This window comes from Streptosporangium sp. NPDC023825 (genome assembly GCF_040639575.1).
Classification (GTDB): Bacteria; Actinomycetota; Actinomycetes; order Streptosporangiales; family Streptosporangiaceae; genus Streptosporangium.
Genome location: NZ_JBFAAE010000021.1, coordinates 15,120 through 32,409, shown reverse-complemented (window position 1 = coordinate 32,409; position 17,290 = coordinate 15,120). Strand labels below are relative to the sequence as shown.

15 protein-coding genes are annotated in these 17,290 nt (G+C 71.8%); 8 read left to right on the top strand and 7 right to left on the bottom strand.

What is annotated here, in order from left to right; all coding sequences use genetic code 11:
• Positions 1 to 13 precede the first annotated feature (13 nt).
• Positions 14 to 1,195, bottom strand: a complete 1,182-nt coding sequence (locus AB0G15_RS19795; RefSeq protein WP_362841563.1) for an acetyl-CoA C-acyltransferase — start codon at positions 1,193 to 1,195, stop codon at positions 14 to 16.
• Between the two features lie 370 nt (positions 1,196 to 1,565).
• Here AB0G15_RS19795 and AB0G15_RS19790 point away from each other — a divergent pair, with 370 nt between their 5' ends.
• From AB0G15_RS19790 to AB0G15_RS19755, 8 genes are all read left to right on the top strand, one after another.
• Entirely contained in the window at positions 1,566 to 3,026 is a 1,461-nt protein-coding gene (locus tag AB0G15_RS19790) for a benzaldehyde dehydrogenase (RefSeq protein WP_362841560.1), read from the top strand.
• A 607-nt stretch (positions 3,027 to 3,633) separates the two neighbouring features.
• On the top strand, positions 3,634 to 4,557 hold the full coding sequence (locus AB0G15_RS19785; RefSeq protein WP_362841557.1) for a hypothetical protein: 924 nt from the start codon (positions 3,634 to 3,636) through the stop codon (positions 4,555 to 4,557).
• On the top strand, positions 4,554 to 4,973 hold the full coding sequence (locus AB0G15_RS19780; protein WP_362841554.1) for a hypothetical protein: 420 nt from the start codon (positions 4,554 to 4,556) through the stop codon (positions 4,971 to 4,973). The genes AB0G15_RS19785 and AB0G15_RS19780 overlap by 4 nt, the downstream gene beginning before the upstream one ends.
• A 274-nt stretch (positions 4,974 to 5,247) precedes the next feature.
• Positions 5,248 to 5,736, top strand: coding sequence for a CAP family protein (locus tag AB0G15_RS19775; protein WP_362841551.1), 489 nt, complete (start codon positions 5,248 to 5,250; stop codon positions 5,734 to 5,736).
• 666 nt (positions 5,737 to 6,402) lie between these two features.
• Positions 6,403 to 7,602, top strand: a complete 1,200-nt coding sequence (locus tag AB0G15_RS19770) for an MFS transporter (protein ID WP_362841548.1) — start codon at positions 6,403 to 6,405, stop codon at positions 7,600 to 7,602.
• A gap of 247 nt (positions 7,603 to 7,849) precedes the next feature.
• Positions 7,850 to 9,547: an acetolactate synthase AlsS gene (gene alsS, locus AB0G15_RS19765; protein ID WP_362841545.1), complete on the top strand. Its 1,698-nt coding sequence runs from the start codon at positions 7,850 to 7,852 to the stop codon at positions 9,545 to 9,547.
• A 27-nt stretch (positions 9,548 to 9,574) separates the two neighbouring features.
• Positions 9,575 to 10,426 (top strand): acetolactate decarboxylase, encoded by an 852-nt coding sequence (gene budA / locus AB0G15_RS19760; RefSeq protein ID WP_362841544.1) that lies wholly within the window; start codon positions 9,575 to 9,577, stop codon positions 10,424 to 10,426.
• Positions 10,427 to 10,610: 184 nt separating this feature from the next.
• Positions 10,611 to 11,708 carry a glycerophosphodiester phosphodiesterase gene (locus AB0G15_RS19755; protein WP_362841541.1) on the top strand — a complete coding sequence of 366 codons (1,098 nt, stop codon included), beginning with the start codon at positions 10,611 to 10,613 and terminating at the stop codon, positions 11,706 to 11,708.
• Positions 11,709 to 11,776: 68 nt separating this feature from the next.
• Here the strand turns inward: AB0G15_RS19755 and AB0G15_RS19750 are convergent, their stop codons facing one another.
• From AB0G15_RS19750 to AB0G15_RS19725, 6 genes are all read right to left on the bottom strand, one after another.
• The gene (locus AB0G15_RS19750; RefSeq protein WP_362841538.1) at positions 11,777 to 13,495 is read right to left on the bottom strand and encodes an FAD-dependent monooxygenase; all 1,719 of its coding nucleotides are present in this window, start codon (positions 13,493 to 13,495) and stop codon (positions 11,777 to 11,779) included.
• A complete protein-coding gene (locus AB0G15_RS19745) occupies positions 13,488 to 13,805 on the bottom strand; it encodes a hypothetical protein (RefSeq protein ID WP_362841535.1) in 318 nt (105 codons plus the stop codon). The genes AB0G15_RS19750 and AB0G15_RS19745 overlap by 8 nt, the downstream gene beginning before the upstream one ends.
• Positions 13,806 to 13,861: 56 nt before the next feature.
• Positions 13,862 to 14,611: an ABC transporter permease gene (locus tag AB0G15_RS19740; protein ID WP_362841533.1), complete on the bottom strand. Its 750-nt coding sequence runs from the start codon at positions 14,609 to 14,611 to the stop codon at positions 13,862 to 13,864.
• Positions 14,608 to 15,498 (bottom strand): ABC transporter ATP-binding protein, encoded by an 891-nt coding sequence (locus AB0G15_RS19735; protein WP_362841530.1) that lies wholly within the window; start codon positions 15,496 to 15,498, stop codon positions 14,608 to 14,610. Before AB0G15_RS19735 ends, AB0G15_RS19740 begins: the two co-directional genes overlap by 4 nt.
• A 1-nt stretch (position 15,499) precedes the next feature.
• The gene (locus tag AB0G15_RS19730) at positions 15,500 to 16,540 is read right to left on the bottom strand and encodes an ABC transporter substrate-binding protein (protein WP_362841527.1); all 1,041 of its coding nucleotides are present in this window, start codon (positions 16,538 to 16,540) and stop codon (positions 15,500 to 15,502) included.
• Positions 16,541 to 16,641: 101 nt separating this feature from the next.
• The gene (locus tag AB0G15_RS19725; protein WP_362693338.1) at positions 16,642 to 17,160 is read right to left on the bottom strand and encodes a cysteine dioxygenase family protein; all 519 of its coding nucleotides are present in this window, start codon (positions 17,158 to 17,160) and stop codon (positions 16,642 to 16,644) included.
• Positions 17,161 to 17,290 lie beyond the last annotated feature (130 nt).

Below are 17,290 nucleotides of genomic sequence, written 5' to 3'. Positions count from 1 at the left end.
CGGTCATGGCCGCTCAGGAACCGATCCCCTCGAGGACGACGGCGAGTCCCTGGCCGACGCCGATGCAGATGGCGGCCAGGCCGTACCCGCCGCCCCGGCGGTGCAGCTCGTGGGCGAGGGTGCCGAGGATACGCGCCCCCGAGGAGCCGAGGGGGTGGCCGAGCGCGATGGCGCCGCCGTTGACGTTGACGATCCCGGGGTCGAGATCGGGCCACTCGGCGAGGCACGCCAGCGACTGGGCGGCGAACGCCTCGTTGAGCTCGACCACGCTCAGGTCGGACCAGCCGACGCCCGCCCGCTTGAGGGCCGTACGGGCCGCGTCGACCGGCCCGATGCCGAACAGGTGGGGCTCGACGCCGGCCACCGCGCGGGAGACGATCCTGGCCAGCGGGGCCCGCCCTGACCGGGCGGCCCCCGCCTCGTCGCCGACGAGCAGCGCGGCCGCGCCGTCGTTGAGCGGGGAGGCGTTTCCCGCGGTGACGGTGCCGCCGGGGCGGAAGACCGGCTTCAGGCCGGCCAGCGACTCCTCGGTCGAGTCGGCCCTGACGGACTCGTCGTGGCCGAGGGCGTCGAGCGGGACCACCTCGCGGTCGAAGACGCCGTGCTCCCAGGCCGCGGCCGCGCGCCGGTGGCTGCGCAGCGCGAACCGGTCCTGGGCCTCGCGGCCGATGTCGTAGCGGTCGGCGAGGATCTCTGCGCCCTCACCCAGGGCGACCGTCCACTCGGCGGGCATCCGGGGATTGACCATGCGCCAGCCGAGGGCGGTGTCGTGCAGGGTCCGCTCTCCCCGGTCGAAGCCCCGCGCGGGCTTGGGCATCACCCACGGCGCCCGGCTCATCGACTCGGAACCTCCGGCGACCACCAGGGACGCGTCGCCCACGGCCACCGCGCGGGAGGCGGCGATCGCCGCCTCCAGGCCGGAGCCGCACAGCCGGTTGAGGGTCGTGCCGGGCACCGTCACCGGCAGCCCGGCCAGGAGCACGGCCATCCGCGCGACGTCCCGGTTGTCCTCGCCCGCCCCGTTGGCCGCGCCGAAGAACACGTCCTCGATGGCGGCGGGGTCGAGGGCGGGGGCACGGTCGGCCAGTGCGCGGACGACGTGCGCGGCCAGGTCGTCGGGGCGGACGCCCGACAGGGCCCCGCCGTACCGGCCGATGGGCGTGCGGACCGCGTCGAGGATGTAGACGTCGTTCACGTTCGGAGGCTCCTGTCGGCCGGGGGCTCGGCGAGCGGGGCCACCAGGGCCATCGTTCCTCCCCGCGCGTCCTCGATACCCGGATCGGTGGACGTTCGTCATGCGTACGAATGTTCTCTGAATGAACTTACTGAGGTGCCGTTCGGGCGGTCAACTTCGCCGCCCGACATTCTTGACACGCCGGATGCCGGGGCGTAGCTTCCGCGATACGCATCGTGCGTTCAGGGAATCTTTGTTCGCATAACGCACGCCCATTCCCCACCCCTTCCCCCCGGAAGGTCCCGTGCGTCGTTCCCCGGCCCCCTGGCCGGCCATGACCAGCCATGACCAGCCATGACCAGCCATGACTCAACATGACGAAGGAGACGCCATGTCGCTGATGGACGCCAAGACGTGGACCGGGCAGGTTTTCGGGGACGGCTGGATCACCTCGCACGCGGGTGACGCGGCCGTGGTCGAGCCCGCCACCGGCGTGGAGCTCGGCCGGGTCGGCGTGGCCGGGGCCGAGGACGTGGCGGCGGCGGCCGTGCGCGCCGTACGGGCCCAGCGGGAGTGGGCGGCGACCTCGTTCGAGGAGCGGGCGGCCGTGCTGCGGCGGGCCGGGAGGCTGTTCGAGGAGCACGCGGAGGAGATCCAGGACTGGCTGGTCCGCGAGGCCGGGTCGATCCGCCCCAAGGCGGGCGTGGAGACGCACGTCGCCGCCCAGGAGTGCCACGAGGCCGCCGCGCTGGCGTCCCAGCCGCTGGGGGAGATCCTGCCGACCGTCAAGCGGCGGCTCAGCCTGGCCCGCCGCGTGCCCGCCGGGGTGGTCGGGGTGATCGCCCCGTTCAACTTCCCGCTGGTCCTCGCCATCCGCTCGGTCGCCCCGGCGCTCGCCCTGGGGAACGCGGTGATCCTCAAGCCCGACCCGCGTACCGCCGTCTCCGGGGGTGTCGCCGTCGCCCGTGTCTTCGAGGAGGCGGGACTGCCGCCCGGGCTGCTCCACGTGCTGCCGGGAGGCGTGGCGGCGGGTCAGGCGCTGGTCGGCGATCCGCTGGTACGGGTGATCTCCTTCACCGGCTCGACCTCGGCGGGGCGCGCGGTCGGCGAGGCGTGCGGACGGCTGCTCAAGCGGGCGCACCTGGAACTCGGCGGCAACAGCGCGCTGATCGTCCTGGACGACGCGGACCTGGACCTCGCGGTCTCGGCGGGCGCCTGGGGCTCCTTCCTGCACCAGGGGCAGATCTGCATGACCACCGGACGCCACCTGGTGCACTCCTCGATCGCGGAGGAGTACGTGGCGCGGCTCGCGGAGAAGGCGGACCACCTGCCGGTCGGCGACCCGGCGGGCGGGCAGGTCGCGCTCGGCCCGCTGATCGACGCCGGCCAGCGGGACAAGGTCCACGGCCTGGTCACCGCGAGCGTCGACGCCGGGGCGCGGCTGGCCGCGGGCGGCACCTACGAGAGCCTCTTCTACCGGCCCACGGTCCTGGCCGACCTGCCCGCGCACTCTCCCGCGTACGTCCAGGAGGTGTTCGGCCCGGTCGCGCCCGTCGTGCCGTTCTCCACGATCGAGGAGGCCGCCGCGCTGGCGTCCGACAGCGAGTACGGCCTGTCGCTGGGCATCCTGACGCGCGACGCGATGCGCGGCCTGGCGCTGGCCGACCTCGTTCCCACCGGGATCGTGCACGTCAACGACCAGACGGTGGACGACGAGGCGGTGGCCCCGTTCGGCGGGGTCGGCGCGTCGGGTACCGGCTCGCGCTTCGGCGGGGGACGGGCCAACATCGAGGCCTTCACCGAGACCCGCTGGGTGACGATGCAAGGAAATATCGCGACGTATCCCTTCTGACTCCCTGCTGACGGGCTCCGGCGGGCTCCGGCGGGCTCTGCGGATCTCCCGAGAGTTCGTGAATTCTGAAGGGGGTATTGGGCGGAACCCAAGGTGAGATACCCCTGAGGATGGAATGTCAGGTCGCGGGTTGGCGAACACGAGCTGTTTCTCCGCGACCTGCGACGCAGGGGCCTGGGCACCGGCAGGACGGCCATCGGCGTTAGTGGCTCTGGGCCTCGGGGATGGATGCATGTGGCGAGGCTGCTACGCAGGTGATGGCCGGATGAGGTCATGTGGTGGCGGCGTTTACGGCGGTCTTGGCCGTGACCGGTGGGATGGAAGTGGCGTAGCGGATGCGATGCATCCTTTGGCGGCCAGGACAGGCCCGCCGGTCCGGTTCCTTTAGGTCTGGACCTGCGGTTGCGCGCTGGTCGAGAAGTGGTGTGGAGGTTGTCTGGCCCTGGCCGAGCGGATAGCGGAGGGGTATGGCGCGGTCCGTAATCAAATGAGAACTTCATTCGGTTTGTTTCGGTCTGACCTGACTTGTTGTGATCATTGTGTGTATCGACATGATTGCTTAGCGTCATTGGGCGTGGGCTCGCCGGGCCCGGCAGGAAGGCGTGCGATGGGGCTTCTGCGCAGCAAGACCACAGGATTCTCTGCGGTCGTCACGACGACGCTGAACCAGCCATGGACGTTGTGGTTCCTGCGCAGGGACGAGGCCGCACTGATCGACACGAAGGCTCTACAGTGGCGCAAGCCGCTGGCACAGGCGTTCGACGGGGCGTTCGCCACTCTGCCCGAGCCGTTCGCCAGCTGCGGCGACGGCGTCATACGCCTTGGCCAAGGCTCCACGCTCTTCCTCGCCGGCGACCAGTGCCTGGAGCAGGACTGGAACAAAAAAGACCTCTACCGGGGGCCAATCACCAGCTACCCGGGCCTGGGGGCTTACATCCCGGCCGCGTTCCGCAGCGACCTCGACGTCGCCGTGCAGTTACCCAACCTCTACAGCACACGCCGCACCATGCTGATCAAGGGTGATCAGTGCGCGGTCATCATGTGGGGCCAGGGCGTGGGCTATCAGGGCCCGCTGTCGGGTATGGAGGGCGCCGGGTGGAAGATGCTGCCCGAGGACATGAGCGGTGACTTCGATCACGCTGTCGTGTGCCTGCCCGGCGGGGTGCATCGAACCTTGTTCATCAAGGGCGACAAGGCGATGGACTTCGACTGGGACAAGGGCCCCACAGCCGTGGGCACCTGGGGTGAGGTGATGGCCGGACTGGCCGCCCTGCCCGCCCCCTACCGGCAACCCCGACTGCCGGCCGCCGGGCGCTTCTCCGGTACCGCCGACGAGCTGCGCGTCGACCTGGAAGGTGAGCTGCCGGTGGTCTCCGGAGACCTGTTCCGCGTCTCCGACGGCAGCTACTACAACTCCTTCGTCCTGGACGGCGACGAGGCGGTCGAGCTGCCCGCGACCATCGAAGGCATCGCGGAGTACGCCTACGACACCAGCAGGACGCTGGTGTCGGTGCAGGTGGACAAGTCATGACGGCTCAGGCGGCGTTCGCCGACGCCGGCGTGGAACTTTGCACCGCGGGCGTCCCCGACGAGGTGTCCCTGGACGGGACCGGCGAGGACCTGGTGTGGTCGGACGCCGAGCTGCACGCCGCGATGGTCAGCCACTTCAGCCTCCATCGCGACACCCGGCAGTGGAAGCTGTGGGGCTTCATCGCCAACCGCCACACGAGTCCCACGACCGACTCAGGCGTCGACAACATCACCCTGAACGAGACCGTGCGCCGCCTGGCCCGCGCCCACGCCCGCGCCGGTGACCTCAAGGAAGCCGACACCGTCCTGGACCAGCTCGTGGAGACCTTCCGCGACAAGGACGTCCCGGCCCCCGTGCTGGACACCATCGTCGAGCAGGCCGAAGCCACCCGCACCCAGCTGCACGACCAGCCCTGACAGGCCCCCGGGCCCGCGCCGTCCCCCAGGGCGTCGCAGGCCCGCCAGGCGACAACGTCGCCGCCATCGATGTCCCTCTCTGGCAAGGCGCCGGCCTGCGGAGGGGTGAGAGGCGCTCCCGAGAGGTGCCGGCCCGACTGTCCGACGGTGGGACAAGGGGTGGCATCTGGCGGCTTCATGCGGGCGGCAGAGCTCCACCCGCCGCCCGCATGAAGCCGCGACGGGGAGCGCGCGTGATCGACCGGCGCCCCCACCCCCGTTCGAAGGATGTCTGATGACAGGAACCCGCCCCGCCCTGCCCGACGCCACCACCCCGGAGTTCCAGGCCGAAGCGCTCGCCGAGGCCAACGCCTACCGCGCCAAGCACCACGCGCCCCCTTTGGTCATGGACGCCGAACTCAACGCCTACGCGCTGGAGCGGGCCCTGTCCCGTTCCGAGCAGGAAGGGCTCAAGGCCGGTCACACCGGCCTGCGCGCGCAGACGGGCGAGAACATCTTCTGGGGCGGCGACGCCGAGGCCCTGCCCGGATCCAGAGCGGTCAAGAAGTGGTACGACGAGATCGCCGCCTACGACTTCGCCGCCGCCCAGTTCTCCTCCAGCGCCGGTCACTTCACCCAGCTGGTCTGGAAGGCCAGCACCAAGGTCGGCATCGCGCGCGTCGCGGGCCAGCCCGGTGAGTACTTCGAGACCTACATCGTGTTCGTCTTCGAAGAGCGCGGCAACATGACCGGCGCCTTCGCCGACAACGTGCTGCCCGCCTGAGCGGCCGGAAACGAGCGCTGGCGTGAGTCACCCGCACCACGCCAGCCGACATTCCACCAGGTCTTCCAGCCTGCCCGCTCGCTGGGAGAAGGGCACCTTTCAAGGCGAGGTTGACCTGCTGTAGACCTCGCCTTGGCCGTAGGCATCGGCGTTGGGATCGTCTTCGGGCTGGCCGGCCAGGTCGGTTACCGAAGGAGCGAACTCATCGGCGAAGCCGGGCTCGTCATGAACGTCTTGCTGATCCGCCCGGCGCTCCGCCAGCGGAGCATCCTCGTGATCAGGTCCGGAATGCGACCTGCTTTTTCCAGAATATGGTCGCGCCCGTGCGATGAAGGTGACACCGCGGGGCAGCCGGTGAGCTCGACAGCACCAGCCGCCCCAAAGGTGGCTCTCTAGATCGGAAGAGAGCATCATCACGCTACAACGCAGCGGTCGCTGCCCCCCCTGGAGCAGCGCCGCAGGACGGGTGCGCCGCGCCCCTGCGCGGGGTGCGGGGGCAGCCGCCGCAGAACCACAACGGATCGCCGGCGGCCCGCCCCGGGCTACTCCGTGTCGCTCTGGCGGGCTCTGAGAGGTTGAACAACCTCCCCTGATGGTGCGCTGTGAGGCTTATGGGAGAGTTGGGCAATGTTCGAGCGGGGAGTCGGTGTGTCACGGGTGTCGCGGATGTCGCGGGTATTGCTCATCGCGGGATTCGTGCTCGCGGCGCTCAACCTGCGGCCCGCGCTGGCGGGCATCTCCCCGGTACTGGACGAGATCATGGACGACCTCGGGCTGAGCGCCGCCGGGGGAGGGGCGATCACCACGGTCATGGTGGTCTGCCTGGGCATCCTCGGCCCGCTCGCCCCCCTGCTCGCCCGCCGTTTCGGCCTGGACCGCACGCTCATGGCCGGGCTGCTGATCCTGGCGGCCGGGGTGGCGCTGCGCAGCGTGGGAAGCGTCCCCGCCCTCTACGCGGGCGCGGCCGTCGCGGGCACGGCCATCGCCGTGATGAACGTCGCGATGCCCGGCGTGGTCAAGCAGCACTTCCCCGCGCGGATCGGGCCGTTCACCGCGGTCTACGTCTCCTGCCTGGTGCTGGGCGCCGCGGTGGCCTCCGGTTCCGTGGTCCCGATCGAGCGGGCCACCGGGCTCGGCTGGCGCGAGGTGACGGCGATGACCGCGATCCCGGCACTGGCCGCGGCGGCGCTCTGGCTGCCCCAGGCACTGCGCCGCCCCGCCCGGCCGGAGGTCGCGCCCAGGCCGTTCGCCGTGCTGCTCCGCAGCAGGGTGACCTGGTACGTCACCGTCTACATGGGCCTGCAGTCGCTGACCTTCTACATCATGCTGGCCTGGATACCGACGATCTTCAAGGACGCGGGACTCCCCGCCGACCAGGCCGGATACATGCTCAGCCTCACCAACCTGGCCCAGATGGCGGCCACGCTGACCGTTCCGGTGCTCGCGGGCCGGGCCCGGTCGCAGGTGCCGTACGTCACCGCCGCGACCGTTCTCACGATCGCCGGATACCTCGGCGTGCTGATCGCCCCCGCCGCCCTGCCGTGGCTCTGGATGATCGTTCTCGGGGTGGGGCAGGGCGCCTCGATCGCGCTGGCCCTGCTCATCATCACGCTCCGCGCGCCCGACCCGGTCTCGGTCACCGCGCTGTCGGCCGTCGCCCAGTCCGTCGGCTACACGCTGGCCGCGCTCGGACCGCTCCTGATCGGCGCGCTCCACCAGCTCTCGGGCGGCTGGACGCTGCCGCTGCTGGCCGGGCTCGGCGCGTGCGGCCTGCAGCTGGCGGCTGGATTCCTGGCCGGGCGCCCGGTCGCGCCGTCCGGCGCGGACGAGCCCCGCCCGGCCGAGGGGTCACCTTCCATGACCTGATCTGTATGCCATAAAACCCCTGGTCAGCGAGGTTAAGCGGCCTCTTGTGGCTTTCCTGGCGGGCGCGTAGCGTGGGACGGGGCCGCCACCGGACGACCGAAGGGCGGAGCCGCGATCGGCGGCACGCCGTACGGCATCACGTTCACCCGGATCCAGGGTGGCCGTCATTCCATTCTCTTTGCGACTCTCTTCGCGACGACGACCCCGTGTCACCGGGACTCCTCGCGATGCGGACGGGGAGGCGGCCATGGTCGCGACGGCGCGACGGCTCGTGAGGCGGGTTCCCGCCACGGGCGCGGATCTCCTGGTCGGCTGCCTGGAGCGGTCGGGGGTCGAGTACGTCTTCGGGATCCCGGGCGCCAAGATCGACGCGGTGTTCGACGCCCTGGTCGGCGCCGAACCACGACTGGTGGTGTGCCGGCACGAGCAGAACGCCGCCTTCATGGCGGCGGCGGCCGGCCGGCTCACCGGACGGCCCGGCGTGGTGCTGGTGACCTCCGGGCCCGGCACCTCCAACCTGGCCACCGGCCTGGCGACGGCGACCACGGAGGGCGACCCGGTCATCGCGTTCGCCGGGGCGGTGCCCCGCGCCGACCGGCTGAAGCGGACGCACCAGTCGATGGACTCGGCCGGCCTGCTCCGGGCGGTCTGCAAGGCCGCCTGGGAGGTGGACGACGTGGCCGCCCTGCCCGAGGTCGTGTCGAACGCCTACCGGACGGCCACCACCTCGCCCCGCGGGGCCGTGGCCGTCATCCTCCCGCAGGACCTCCTCGGTGACGCCACCACGGAGTCCCCCGCCGGGACGCCGGACGTGCCGCGGCTCGGGCCCGCCCCCCCGGAGGCGGTCGACCGGGCCGCGGACGCCGTCAGACGGGCGCGGACGCCGGTCGTGCTGCTCGGCGCCCGGACCGGCGACCCGATCACGGCCGAGGCGGTGCGCGCCCTGATGGCGCGCACCGGGCTGCCGGTGGTGGAGACCTTCCAGGCCGCCGGGGTGGTGCCGCGAGGTGAGCTGGAGGAACGCTTCCTCGGCAGGGTCGGCCTGTTCCGCAACCAGCCGGGGGACGAGGCGCTGGCCCAGGCGGACCTCGTCCTCGCCGTCGGGTACGACCACGTCGAGTACGACCCCGGGCTGTGGAACCCGGGCCCCGGGGCGGGACCGGAGATCGTCCACCTGGACGACCTCCCGGCGGAGATCGACAATCACTACCGGCCGTCGGTCGAGCTGCGCGGCGACGTGGCGGCCACCGTGACGGCGCTGGCCGACCGGCTGGACGGGCTGGCCCTCGCACCCGGAGCCGCGGCCCGTGTCGCGAGGCTGCGCGCCAGGCTCGCCGACCTGGACGCCGCGCCCGCCGAGTCCCCTCCGGGCCGGATCCATCCCCTGCGGATCGTCCGCGCCCTGCGTGAGGCGGTCGACGACGACACCACCGTGATCTGCGACGTCGGCTCCCACTACATCTGGATGGCCCGTCACTTCCGGACCTACCGGCCACGCGGCCTGCTGTTCTCCGACGGCCAGCAGACGCTCGGCGTGGCACTGCCCTGGGCCGTCGCCACGGCGCTGGTGCGGCCGGGCCACAGGGTGGTGTCCGTCTCCGGCGACGGGGGCTTCCTCTTCTCCGCCATGGAGCTGGAGACCGCAGTGCGCGTCGGCGCCGACCTCACGCATCTGGTGTGGCGCGACGGCACCTACGACATGGTCGCCTTCCAGGAGCGGTTGAAGTACGGGCGGACGTCGGGGGTCGACTTCGGCCCGATCGACACGGTGCGCTTCGCCGAGAGCTTCGGCGCGACCGGGATGCGGGCGACCGGCGCGGACGAGCTCCCCGGAGTACTCCGCCGGGCCCTCGACACGCCGGGTCCCGTCGTCGTGGAGGTGCCGGTCGACTACGGCGACAACGAGAGCCTCGGGGCGGTTCTGCGGCTGGAGTCGTTCGAGTGACATCCTCCCGGGAGGGGTGACGGCACGATGGACGGACACAGTAAACACAGTGGACGCAGCGGACACAGCGGGCGTCACGGCCTTCTGGACGGGCTGGTGCGCGCCTTCCTCGCGCACCACGACGGTGGAGGCGGCCTGCACCGGGATCCCGGCCGGGCCCGCGAGATCTTCCAGTCGTCCACGATGGACGCGCTGTTGGACGGGGTGTACGAGGGCGACCTCACCATCGGAGAGCTGCGCCGCCACGGGGACTTCGGGCTCGGGACCTTCAACGGGCTGGACGGCGAGCTCGTCGGGTTCGACGGCCGGTTCCACCATCTCCGGTCGGACGGCACCGCCGCCCCGGCCGGCCCCGCGGAGAAGACCCCCTTCGCCGCCGTCACCTTCTTCCACGCCGACCGGGAGACCGAGGTCGCCCCCGGCACGTCGCGCGCGGAACTGGAGTCGCTGTGCGACGGTCTCGCCGCCGGACGCAACCTCTTCTACGCGGTGCGTCTCGACGGGCTGTTCACGCGGGTGACCACCCGCACCGTGGCCAGGCAGCACCGGCCCTACCCGCCCCTGACCGAGGCCACCCGCGACCAGCGCCTGACCACCTTCACCGACGTCGAGGGCACCATCGCGGGCTTCCGCACCCCGGACTACGCGCAGGGGATCGCGGTCGCCGGCTACCACCTGCACTTCCTGGACGCCGGTCGCGCCGGCGGCGGCCACGTGATCGACGTCACGGTGCGGCGGGCGACGCTGCGGATCGGCACCGAGGCCGAACTGCACCTCAGCCTTCCCCGCACCCCGCAGTTCGTGAACGCCGACCTCGCCGGTCATGACGTGGACGACGAGGTGAGACGGGCCGAAGGGGGAGGTGCCGGCGGCGGCTGAGACGGTTCCCCGCCACCCGCCGCAGACCGGAGGCGCCCGGAAGGCCCGGACCCGCCCTCCGGGACGGCGCGCGCCATCGGCCGCCCGTTCTCCGGGGCGGGACGGATCATCGGCCGCCCGCACGTCCCGTTCCCTTCGCGAGTCGTTGTTCCAATGGTCATCCGGGCGGCTTACGTTCCTGAACATGATCCGTAGGCTTCTGGCCGCGGCGCTGGCGGTCCTCGCGACCGGTACCGTCGCCGTTGTGCTGCAACAACCCGAACCCGCCACCGCCGAGCCGCGCGGCCGCGAACCCGTCATCATCGGCCACCGGGGCGCCAGCGCGCACCGGCCCGAGCACACCCTGCTCTCGTACGAGACCGCGATCGCGCTCGGCGCCGACTACATCGAGCCCGACCTGGTCTCGACGAAGGACCACGTGCTGGTGGCCAGGCACGAGAACGAGATCGGCGGCACCACGGACGTCGAGAACCACCCCGAGTTCGCGGCGCGCCGGACGACGAAGACCATCGACGGCACCCCGGTCACCGGCTGGTTCACCGAGGACTTCACGCTCGCCGAGCTGAAGACGCTCAGGGCCGAGGAGCGCGTTCCCGACCTGCGTCCGGACAACACCGCCTTCAACGGCCTCGCGGAGATCCCGACCTTCGACGAGGTCGTCGCGCTCGCCAAGCGGAGCGGGGTCGGCGTCTACCCCGAGACCAAGCACCCGACCTACTTCGACTCCATCGGGCTCTCCCTGGAGGAGCCGCTGCTCGACGTGCTCGGCCGGCACGGCTGGCGCGGGAGCCGGGACCCGGTCTTCATCCAGTCCTTCGAGACCGCCAACCTGCGCGAGCTGAGCAAGCGGACCAAGCTGCCGCTCATCCAGCTCATCACCGCCACCGGCGCCCCGTACGACTGGGTCGCCGCCGGAGACCCGCGCACCTACGACACGATGGTCACCTCCGCCGGGCTCCGCGACGTGGCGGGCTACGCGGACGGCGTCGGCGTCGACACCAGGCGGATCGTGCCCGCCGGCCCCGACGGACGCCTCCTGCCGCCCACCCCGCTCATCCGGGACGCCCACCGGGCCGGTCTGAAGGTCCACACCTGGACCGTCAGGAACGAGAACTCGCAGCTCCCGGTGGACTTCCGGTTCGGCAACCCGGCGAGCCCGGCCTACCCGCGCGCCACCGGCAACGTGATGGGCTGGCTGGAGAGGCTCTACTCCCTCGGCGTCGACGGCGTCTTCGCCGACGACCCGGGCATGGCCAACGCCGTCAGGGAGCGCGTCTTCTAGGACCCCCGTGCCCGGCGGCCCGCACGGGGTCTCGCGACGGCGGGACCCCGTGCGGGCCGGGAACGCGGCTAGCGTACGGGGGAGGGGGCGGGCGGCGGCCTGTCCGTGACGGCCGTGTAGAGGTCCTCGGCGAGGCCCTCGCCTCCCCGGGGGGCGAACGGCCTGATCGCGACGACGTGCCCGTCGGGCCTCAGCAGCACCAGCGTGTCCTCGGGGACGCCGAACCGCAGGCGGAGCCGCTCGCCGGGGTCGAGCAGGAGCCGGTCGCGCAGCTCCGAGCCCGGTGGCACGTCCCACCTGCTGACCACGTACTGCCGCAGCGCGGGCGAGTCGGGGGGCGGGACCAGGGGAGCCCGCCGGGCGTCGGTGAAGTACAGCGCCACGAAGGAGTCCGCGCACAGGTCGTGCAGGTGGACCTCCCCGGCGGGGCCGAACAGCGGCAGGTCCGGGGCGCGGTCGCCGCCCCGCACCGGCACGGGGGTGTCACCGGTCTTGACCATGCCCCAGTCGCCGGTGCCGTCCACGTCGAGCCGCACGCCCAGCAGCGTGCGCGTCTGGGCGGTTCCCCAGCCGCCCTCCGTCATGGCCGTGACGTCCGCACCGCGATGGCCCATGACGGCGCGGGCCGCCTCGGCCATCTTGCCCGAGCCCAGGGAGGCCACCGGGAGCTGCTCGCGCTCGTACCCGTCGAGCAGCCGGTCGTCCGCCCACCCCCGCAGCACCCACGCCAGGCGCCACGCCAGGTTGGAGGTGTCCAGCGCCCCGGTGTTGAGGCCGAGGGCCCACATCGGCGTGATCAGGTGGGCGGCGTCCCCGAGCAGGAAGACCCGGTGGTCGCGCCAGCGGCTCGCGATCCGGTGATGGACGCGGTAGACGTTGCAGCCGACCAGCCGCGAGGGGCCCACCTCCCCGAGGAAGCGCAGCGCCCTGTCCCGCAGCTCCGCCTCGTCCGGTTCCGGCGTGCCCGGCTTGAGCGGGTAGACGAAGCGCCAGCAGTGCGGCAGGCGCACCACGACCACCCACTCCTCCGGGTCGGAGAAGTAGCCCAGGTAGGGATAGTCGCGCGGGGTCTCGACGTCGAGGTCGACCTCCAGGTCGACGAGCACGTACCGCTCCTCCAGCGTCCGGCCCTCGACGGTCACGCCGAGCGCCCCCCGGACGGACGACCGCCCGCCGTCGCAGCCCAGCAGGAACGACCCGCGGATCACCTGCCGCCCCGAGGCCGTCTCGGCGGTCACCTCCACCCCGTCCGGGTCCTGCCGGAAACCGGTCACGCGGTGTCCCATGCGCAGGGCGCCGGGCGCCCTGCGCCCCAGCTCGTCGCGGAGCACCGGCTCCAGGTGGTGCTGCGGGACGTTGGCGAGGAACGGGAACCGGGTGTCCCCGGCCAGCGCGTCCGTACGCACCCGGAACCTGGGCAGGCCCGTGGCACGCTCGAACTCGCCGATCTCGTCGACGCGCAGCGCGGCGCGCAGCACCGGGGGCAGCGCCCCGTACCGGTGCAGGATCTCCAGGCTGCGGGTGAGCAGCGAGCCGGCCTTGGTGTCCGGGGACAGCCGTTCGTCCTCCTCGAGCACCACGACCGGGAGGCCGTGGTGGGCGAGTCCGAGCGCGGTGATGAGCCCCACGGGCCCCGCGCCGGCCACGACGACCGGAGCGGGCCGCCCGTCGCCGGCCGGCAGGGGCCGCTCGTCGGGTGCCGGTGCGGGACGTCCGCCGGGGGGTGGTGCGGGACGTTCGCCGGGGGGCGGGACAGGCCGCTCGCCGATGGACGGGCGGTCAGCCATTCTTCAGCTCCACCAGGCGCGAGACGTATCTCGTCTCTCCCACGTTCGTCAGCTTGTGCACCGCGCCCGGATCCCTGAAGATCACCGAGCCGCGCGGCTCCGGCGCGTCGATCAGCTGCCCGTCGGCGGTCTCGATGACGTTGAGGGCCTCCTCGACCGCGATGACGAGGTACGGGTGGTCGTGCCGGTGCAGGGGCTGGGTCTGGCCCGGTTCCAGCTCGATCTGCCATACCCTGACCAGCTCGTTCTCGAAGACGATGTGCTGGCCCACCGGGCCCAGCCCGGTCTCGCCCGCTTCTGGATCACTCATCGGATACCTCCGTGTCGACTCGGATGATGTGGCGGTGCCTGCCGGGAGAGCCGGATTCAGGCGGTGGTCTCGCGCGCCCACGGCAACAGGAGGTGCTCGATCGCGACCAGGACGTAGAACAGCGCGATGCTCATCACGCCGAGCAGGACCATCGCGGCGAACGCGAGCGCGGTGTCCGCGCTCGCGCCGGACTGGACGATGACGTAGCCGAGCCCCTCCTGGGCGCCGACGAACTCACCGATCACCGCGCCGATGACGGCCAGCGAGATCGCGACCTTCAGCCCGACGAAGATCTGCGGCAGGGCGTGCGGGAAGCGCACCTGGAGGAACAGGCGCCACCAGCTCGCCCGGAGCGACCTGCTCAGCTCGACGAACTCCGCCGGGGTGGACCGCAGGCCGGTGGCCGTGGAGATCACGATGGGGAAGAAGCAGACGAGGAAGACCATCACCACCTTGGGGAGCTGGCCGAACCCCATCCACACGACCAGGATCGGCGCGACGGCCACCTTGGGCACCGCGTTCACGGCGATCAGCAGCGGGTAGACGCTCTCCTCGACGATCCGGAACGTGGCGATCAGGACCGCGATCAGCACTCCCGCCACCACGGCGAGCGCGTACCCCTGCAGCGTCTCCACCAGCGTCACCCAGGTCTGGTCGAGCAGGTAGCCGCCGTGCTCACCGAAGACGGCGAGCACGTCGGGAGGCGCGGGCAGGACGTACGGCGCGATGCCGAAGGCGATCGTGGCCAGCCACCAGGCCGCCACGGTCAGTGCCGCGCCGGCCGCGGGAAGCACCCAGACCCTCATCGGGCGGTTCTCCCCGTCGGTTCCCCGGGCGAGCCCGGAGCCGGCCCACCGGCCCGTTCACCGCTCTGTCCACCGGCCCGTCCGCCGGCCTGTCCGTCGAACCGCTCGCCGGCCTGTTCGCCGGTCCGCTCGCCGAGCGGCTCGGCGAGCAGGGAGCGCAGCTCCGCGCCGTACCCGGCCAGCCGCTCCGCGTGGGCGTCGCGGCCCAGGGATCGCGGCCGGGGTACGTCGATCTCCACGATCTCCCGGACCCGGCCGGGCCGCGGGCTGAGCACCACGACCCGGTCCGCGAGCAGTACCGCCTCCTCGATGGAGTGGGTGACGAGGACGACCGTGGCGGCGCTCTCCGCCCGGATCCGCTGGAGCTCGGCGGAGAGCTCCTCGCGGGTGAGCGCGTCCAGCGCGGAGAACGGCTCGTCCATGAGCATGACCTTCGGCTCGCAGATCAGCGACCGGCACAGGGCCACCCGCTGCTGCATGCCGCCCGACAGCTCGTGCGGGAGCCGCTTCTCGAACCCCTCCAGCCCGGCCACGCGCAGCAGCTCGCGCGCGCGGCCGAGATGGGCGGCCTTCGACCTGCCGAGGAACTCCACGGGCAGCAGCACGTTGCCGAGGACCGTCCGCCACGGGAGCAGGGCGGGCCGCTGGAACATGAGGCTGACGTCGGGGCGGGGCCCGGTCACCGGCTCTCCCGCGACCCGCACCTCCCCGCCGGTCGCCGGGATGAGACCGGCGATCAGCCGCAGGAGCGTCGACTTCCCGCAGCCCGAACGCCCGATCACCGCCACGAACTCGTGCTCGCGCACCCGCAGGCCGATCCCCTCCAGCGCGGTCACCGGTCCGGCCCTGCCGGGAAACACGCAGGACAGATCCGATATTTCGATCACGTCAGGATCCGGGGGCCAGGCCGAAGGTGACGATGTCGGAGGGCTTGAAACCGGGCTCGATCACCTTCGCGTCCTCGAGGATGGCGATGACGGCGGCCAGGCGGCTCTCGTCCAGCGCCCCCACGGGCACCCCGGCCTCCGACGGCCGTACGAAGGCGGCCATCTCCTTCAGTTCCGCGGCCGCGGTGACCGGGTTCTGGGTCGGGTGATACTTGTTCAGGATTTTTCCGGACTCGTCGGGGTTGTCGACGGCGTACTCCAGCCCCTTGAGCAGGGCGTCCCTGAACCTCGTCACCACCTCGGGCTTCTCGGCCGCCATCTTCGCGGTGGTCGTGAGGATGTTGCCGTACATCTCCTTGACGTGATCGCTGTACGGCAGGACCACGGCCTTGCGTCCCTGGGCCGCCTGCTCGATGGTCGGCCTGCCCACCACGAACTGGCCGATGGCGTCGACCTTGCCCGAGGACAGCAGCTGCGGGAGCGACGGCGGCGGGGCGGGGACGAAGGTGACCTTGGCCGGGTCGATCCCGGCGGCCTTGGCGTACGCGGGGAAGACGAGCTTCACGGCCGAGCCGGGCGGGTCGGCGATCTTCTTGCCCTCCAGGTCCTTGGGCGCGGCGATGCCCGAGCCCTCAAGGGCGATGACGGCGGTGAGCGACCGCTGCTGGATCGCCGCCACCCCGGTGACCGGCATCTTCTGCCCCGCGAGAGTGACGATGGAGCCGGTCAGGTCGGTGATCCCGAAGTCGGCCTGGCCGCTCGCGATCAGTTTGAGGGAGTCGGCGGTGCCGTTGCCGGGCCTGATGGTGACGTCGAACCCGGCGTCCCTGAAATATCCCTTCTCCAGGGCGACGTAGGCGTAGGCGTCGCGCCCGAAGACGTTGAACGAGGTCAGATAGGTGATTTTCGTGGCCGCCGCGGGCGCGGACGGCGCGCCGGAGCCCGTCGCGGGGGTGCTGCCGGTGTCGGCGTTCGCACACGCGCTCGCAACCAGAAGGCATAAGGCTGCCAGCGAGCCGCGGACGATCGTCGGGATGTTCACAGGTCCCCTTCCGTTACCAGATTTGATCAAAGCGTTTTTGATCAAATCCGGCAACGGTCCGGGATGACTTTCTGTCAAATTTTCAACGGAAGCCGTGCCAGTCAGGCGACCTCGACCATCCGCTCGGCGTCGTCCATGGGGCGCAGCTCGTCGGCGTAGCTCACCGAGACGCGGCGCATCACGCCGCTGTCGCTGATGGAGTACTGGCCCAGGCGCCACAGCGGCGGCGAGTAGGCGTGGATCGAGACGCTGCCGTGCACCGCGCCGGTCAGCCGGTGGATGTGGTCGGGGCCGAAGGAGAAGGACTCGCCCTCCGAGATCACGGTCTCCAGGTGCTCGCCGCCGATGCGGGGGTTGCACTCCAGGAGCGTCCCGGCCACCACGCGGACCGCCCCGGAGGAGGTGTCGTGGTCGTGCCAGCCGGTGTCGTCCTCGGGACGCCAGCACAGCAGCCAGACGTCCACGTGGGAGTCGCGGTAGAGGGAGGCGAAGTGGCGCCCGCCCTCCTCGGGGAACTCCACCTGGTCCTGCCAGGTGGACGGGTCGGCGGCCAGCTCGTTGACCAGGTCGAGGAGCTCGCGCCGGTCGAGGGCGCGGGCGGGCAGGGCCTCGTAGCTCATGAGGTCTCACCGCCGAACGGCCCGGAGCCCGCGGCGGCCACTCGCCCGGCGAGCTCGCCGGACTCGTCCGGTCCTGCGTGACCTGCGTGACCGGCACGACGGGCGCGACGGGCGCGGTCGGCGGGCCCGG

What these genes read in the sequence shown, in the direction of transcription:
- AB0G15_RS19790 (WP_362841560.1), top strand. Translation starts at nt 1,566, where the DNA reads ATGTCGCTGATGGACGCCAAGACGTGGACCGGGCAGGTTTTCGGGGAC.
- AB0G15_RS19785 (WP_362841557.1), top strand. Translation starts at nt 3,634, where the DNA reads ATGGGGCTTCTGCGCAGCAAGACCACAGGATTCTCTGCGGTCGTCACG.
- AB0G15_RS19780 (WP_362841554.1), top strand. Translation starts at nt 4,554, where the DNA reads ATGACGGCTCAGGCGGCGTTCGCCGACGCCGGCGTGGAACTTTGCACC.
- AB0G15_RS19775 (WP_362841551.1), top strand. Translation starts at nt 5,248, where the DNA reads ATGACAGGAACCCGCCCCGCCCTGCCCGACGCCACCACCCCGGAGTTC.
- AB0G15_RS19770 (WP_362841548.1), top strand. Translation starts at nt 6,403, where the DNA reads ATGTCGCGGGTATTGCTCATCGCGGGATTCGTGCTCGCGGCGCTCAAC.
- alsS (WP_362841545.1), top strand. Translation starts at nt 7,850, where the DNA reads ATGGTCGCGACGGCGCGACGGCTCGTGAGGCGGGTTCCCGCCACGGGC.
- budA (WP_362841544.1), top strand. Translation starts at nt 9,575, where the DNA reads ATGGACGGACACAGTAAACACAGTGGACGCAGCGGACACAGCGGGCGT.
- AB0G15_RS19755 (WP_362841541.1), top strand. Translation starts at nt 10,611, where the DNA reads ATGATCCGTAGGCTTCTGGCCGCGGCGCTGGCGGTCCTCGCGACCGGT.
- AB0G15_RS19750 (WP_362841538.1), bottom strand. Translation starts at nt 13,495, where the DNA reads ATGGCTGACCGCCCGTCCATCGGCGAGCGGCCTGTCCCGCCCCCCGGC.
- AB0G15_RS19745 (WP_362841535.1), bottom strand. Translation starts at nt 13,805, where the DNA reads ATGAGTGATCCAGAAGCGGGCGAGACCGGGCTGGGCCCGGTGGGCCAG.
- AB0G15_RS19740 (WP_362841533.1), bottom strand. Translation starts at nt 14,611, where the DNA reads ATGAGGGTCTGGGTGCTTCCCGCGGCCGGCGCGGCACTGACCGTGGCG.
- AB0G15_RS19725 (WP_362693338.1), bottom strand. Translation starts at nt 17,160, where the DNA reads ATGAGCTACGAGGCCCTGCCCGCCCGCGCCCTCGACCGGCGCGAGCTC.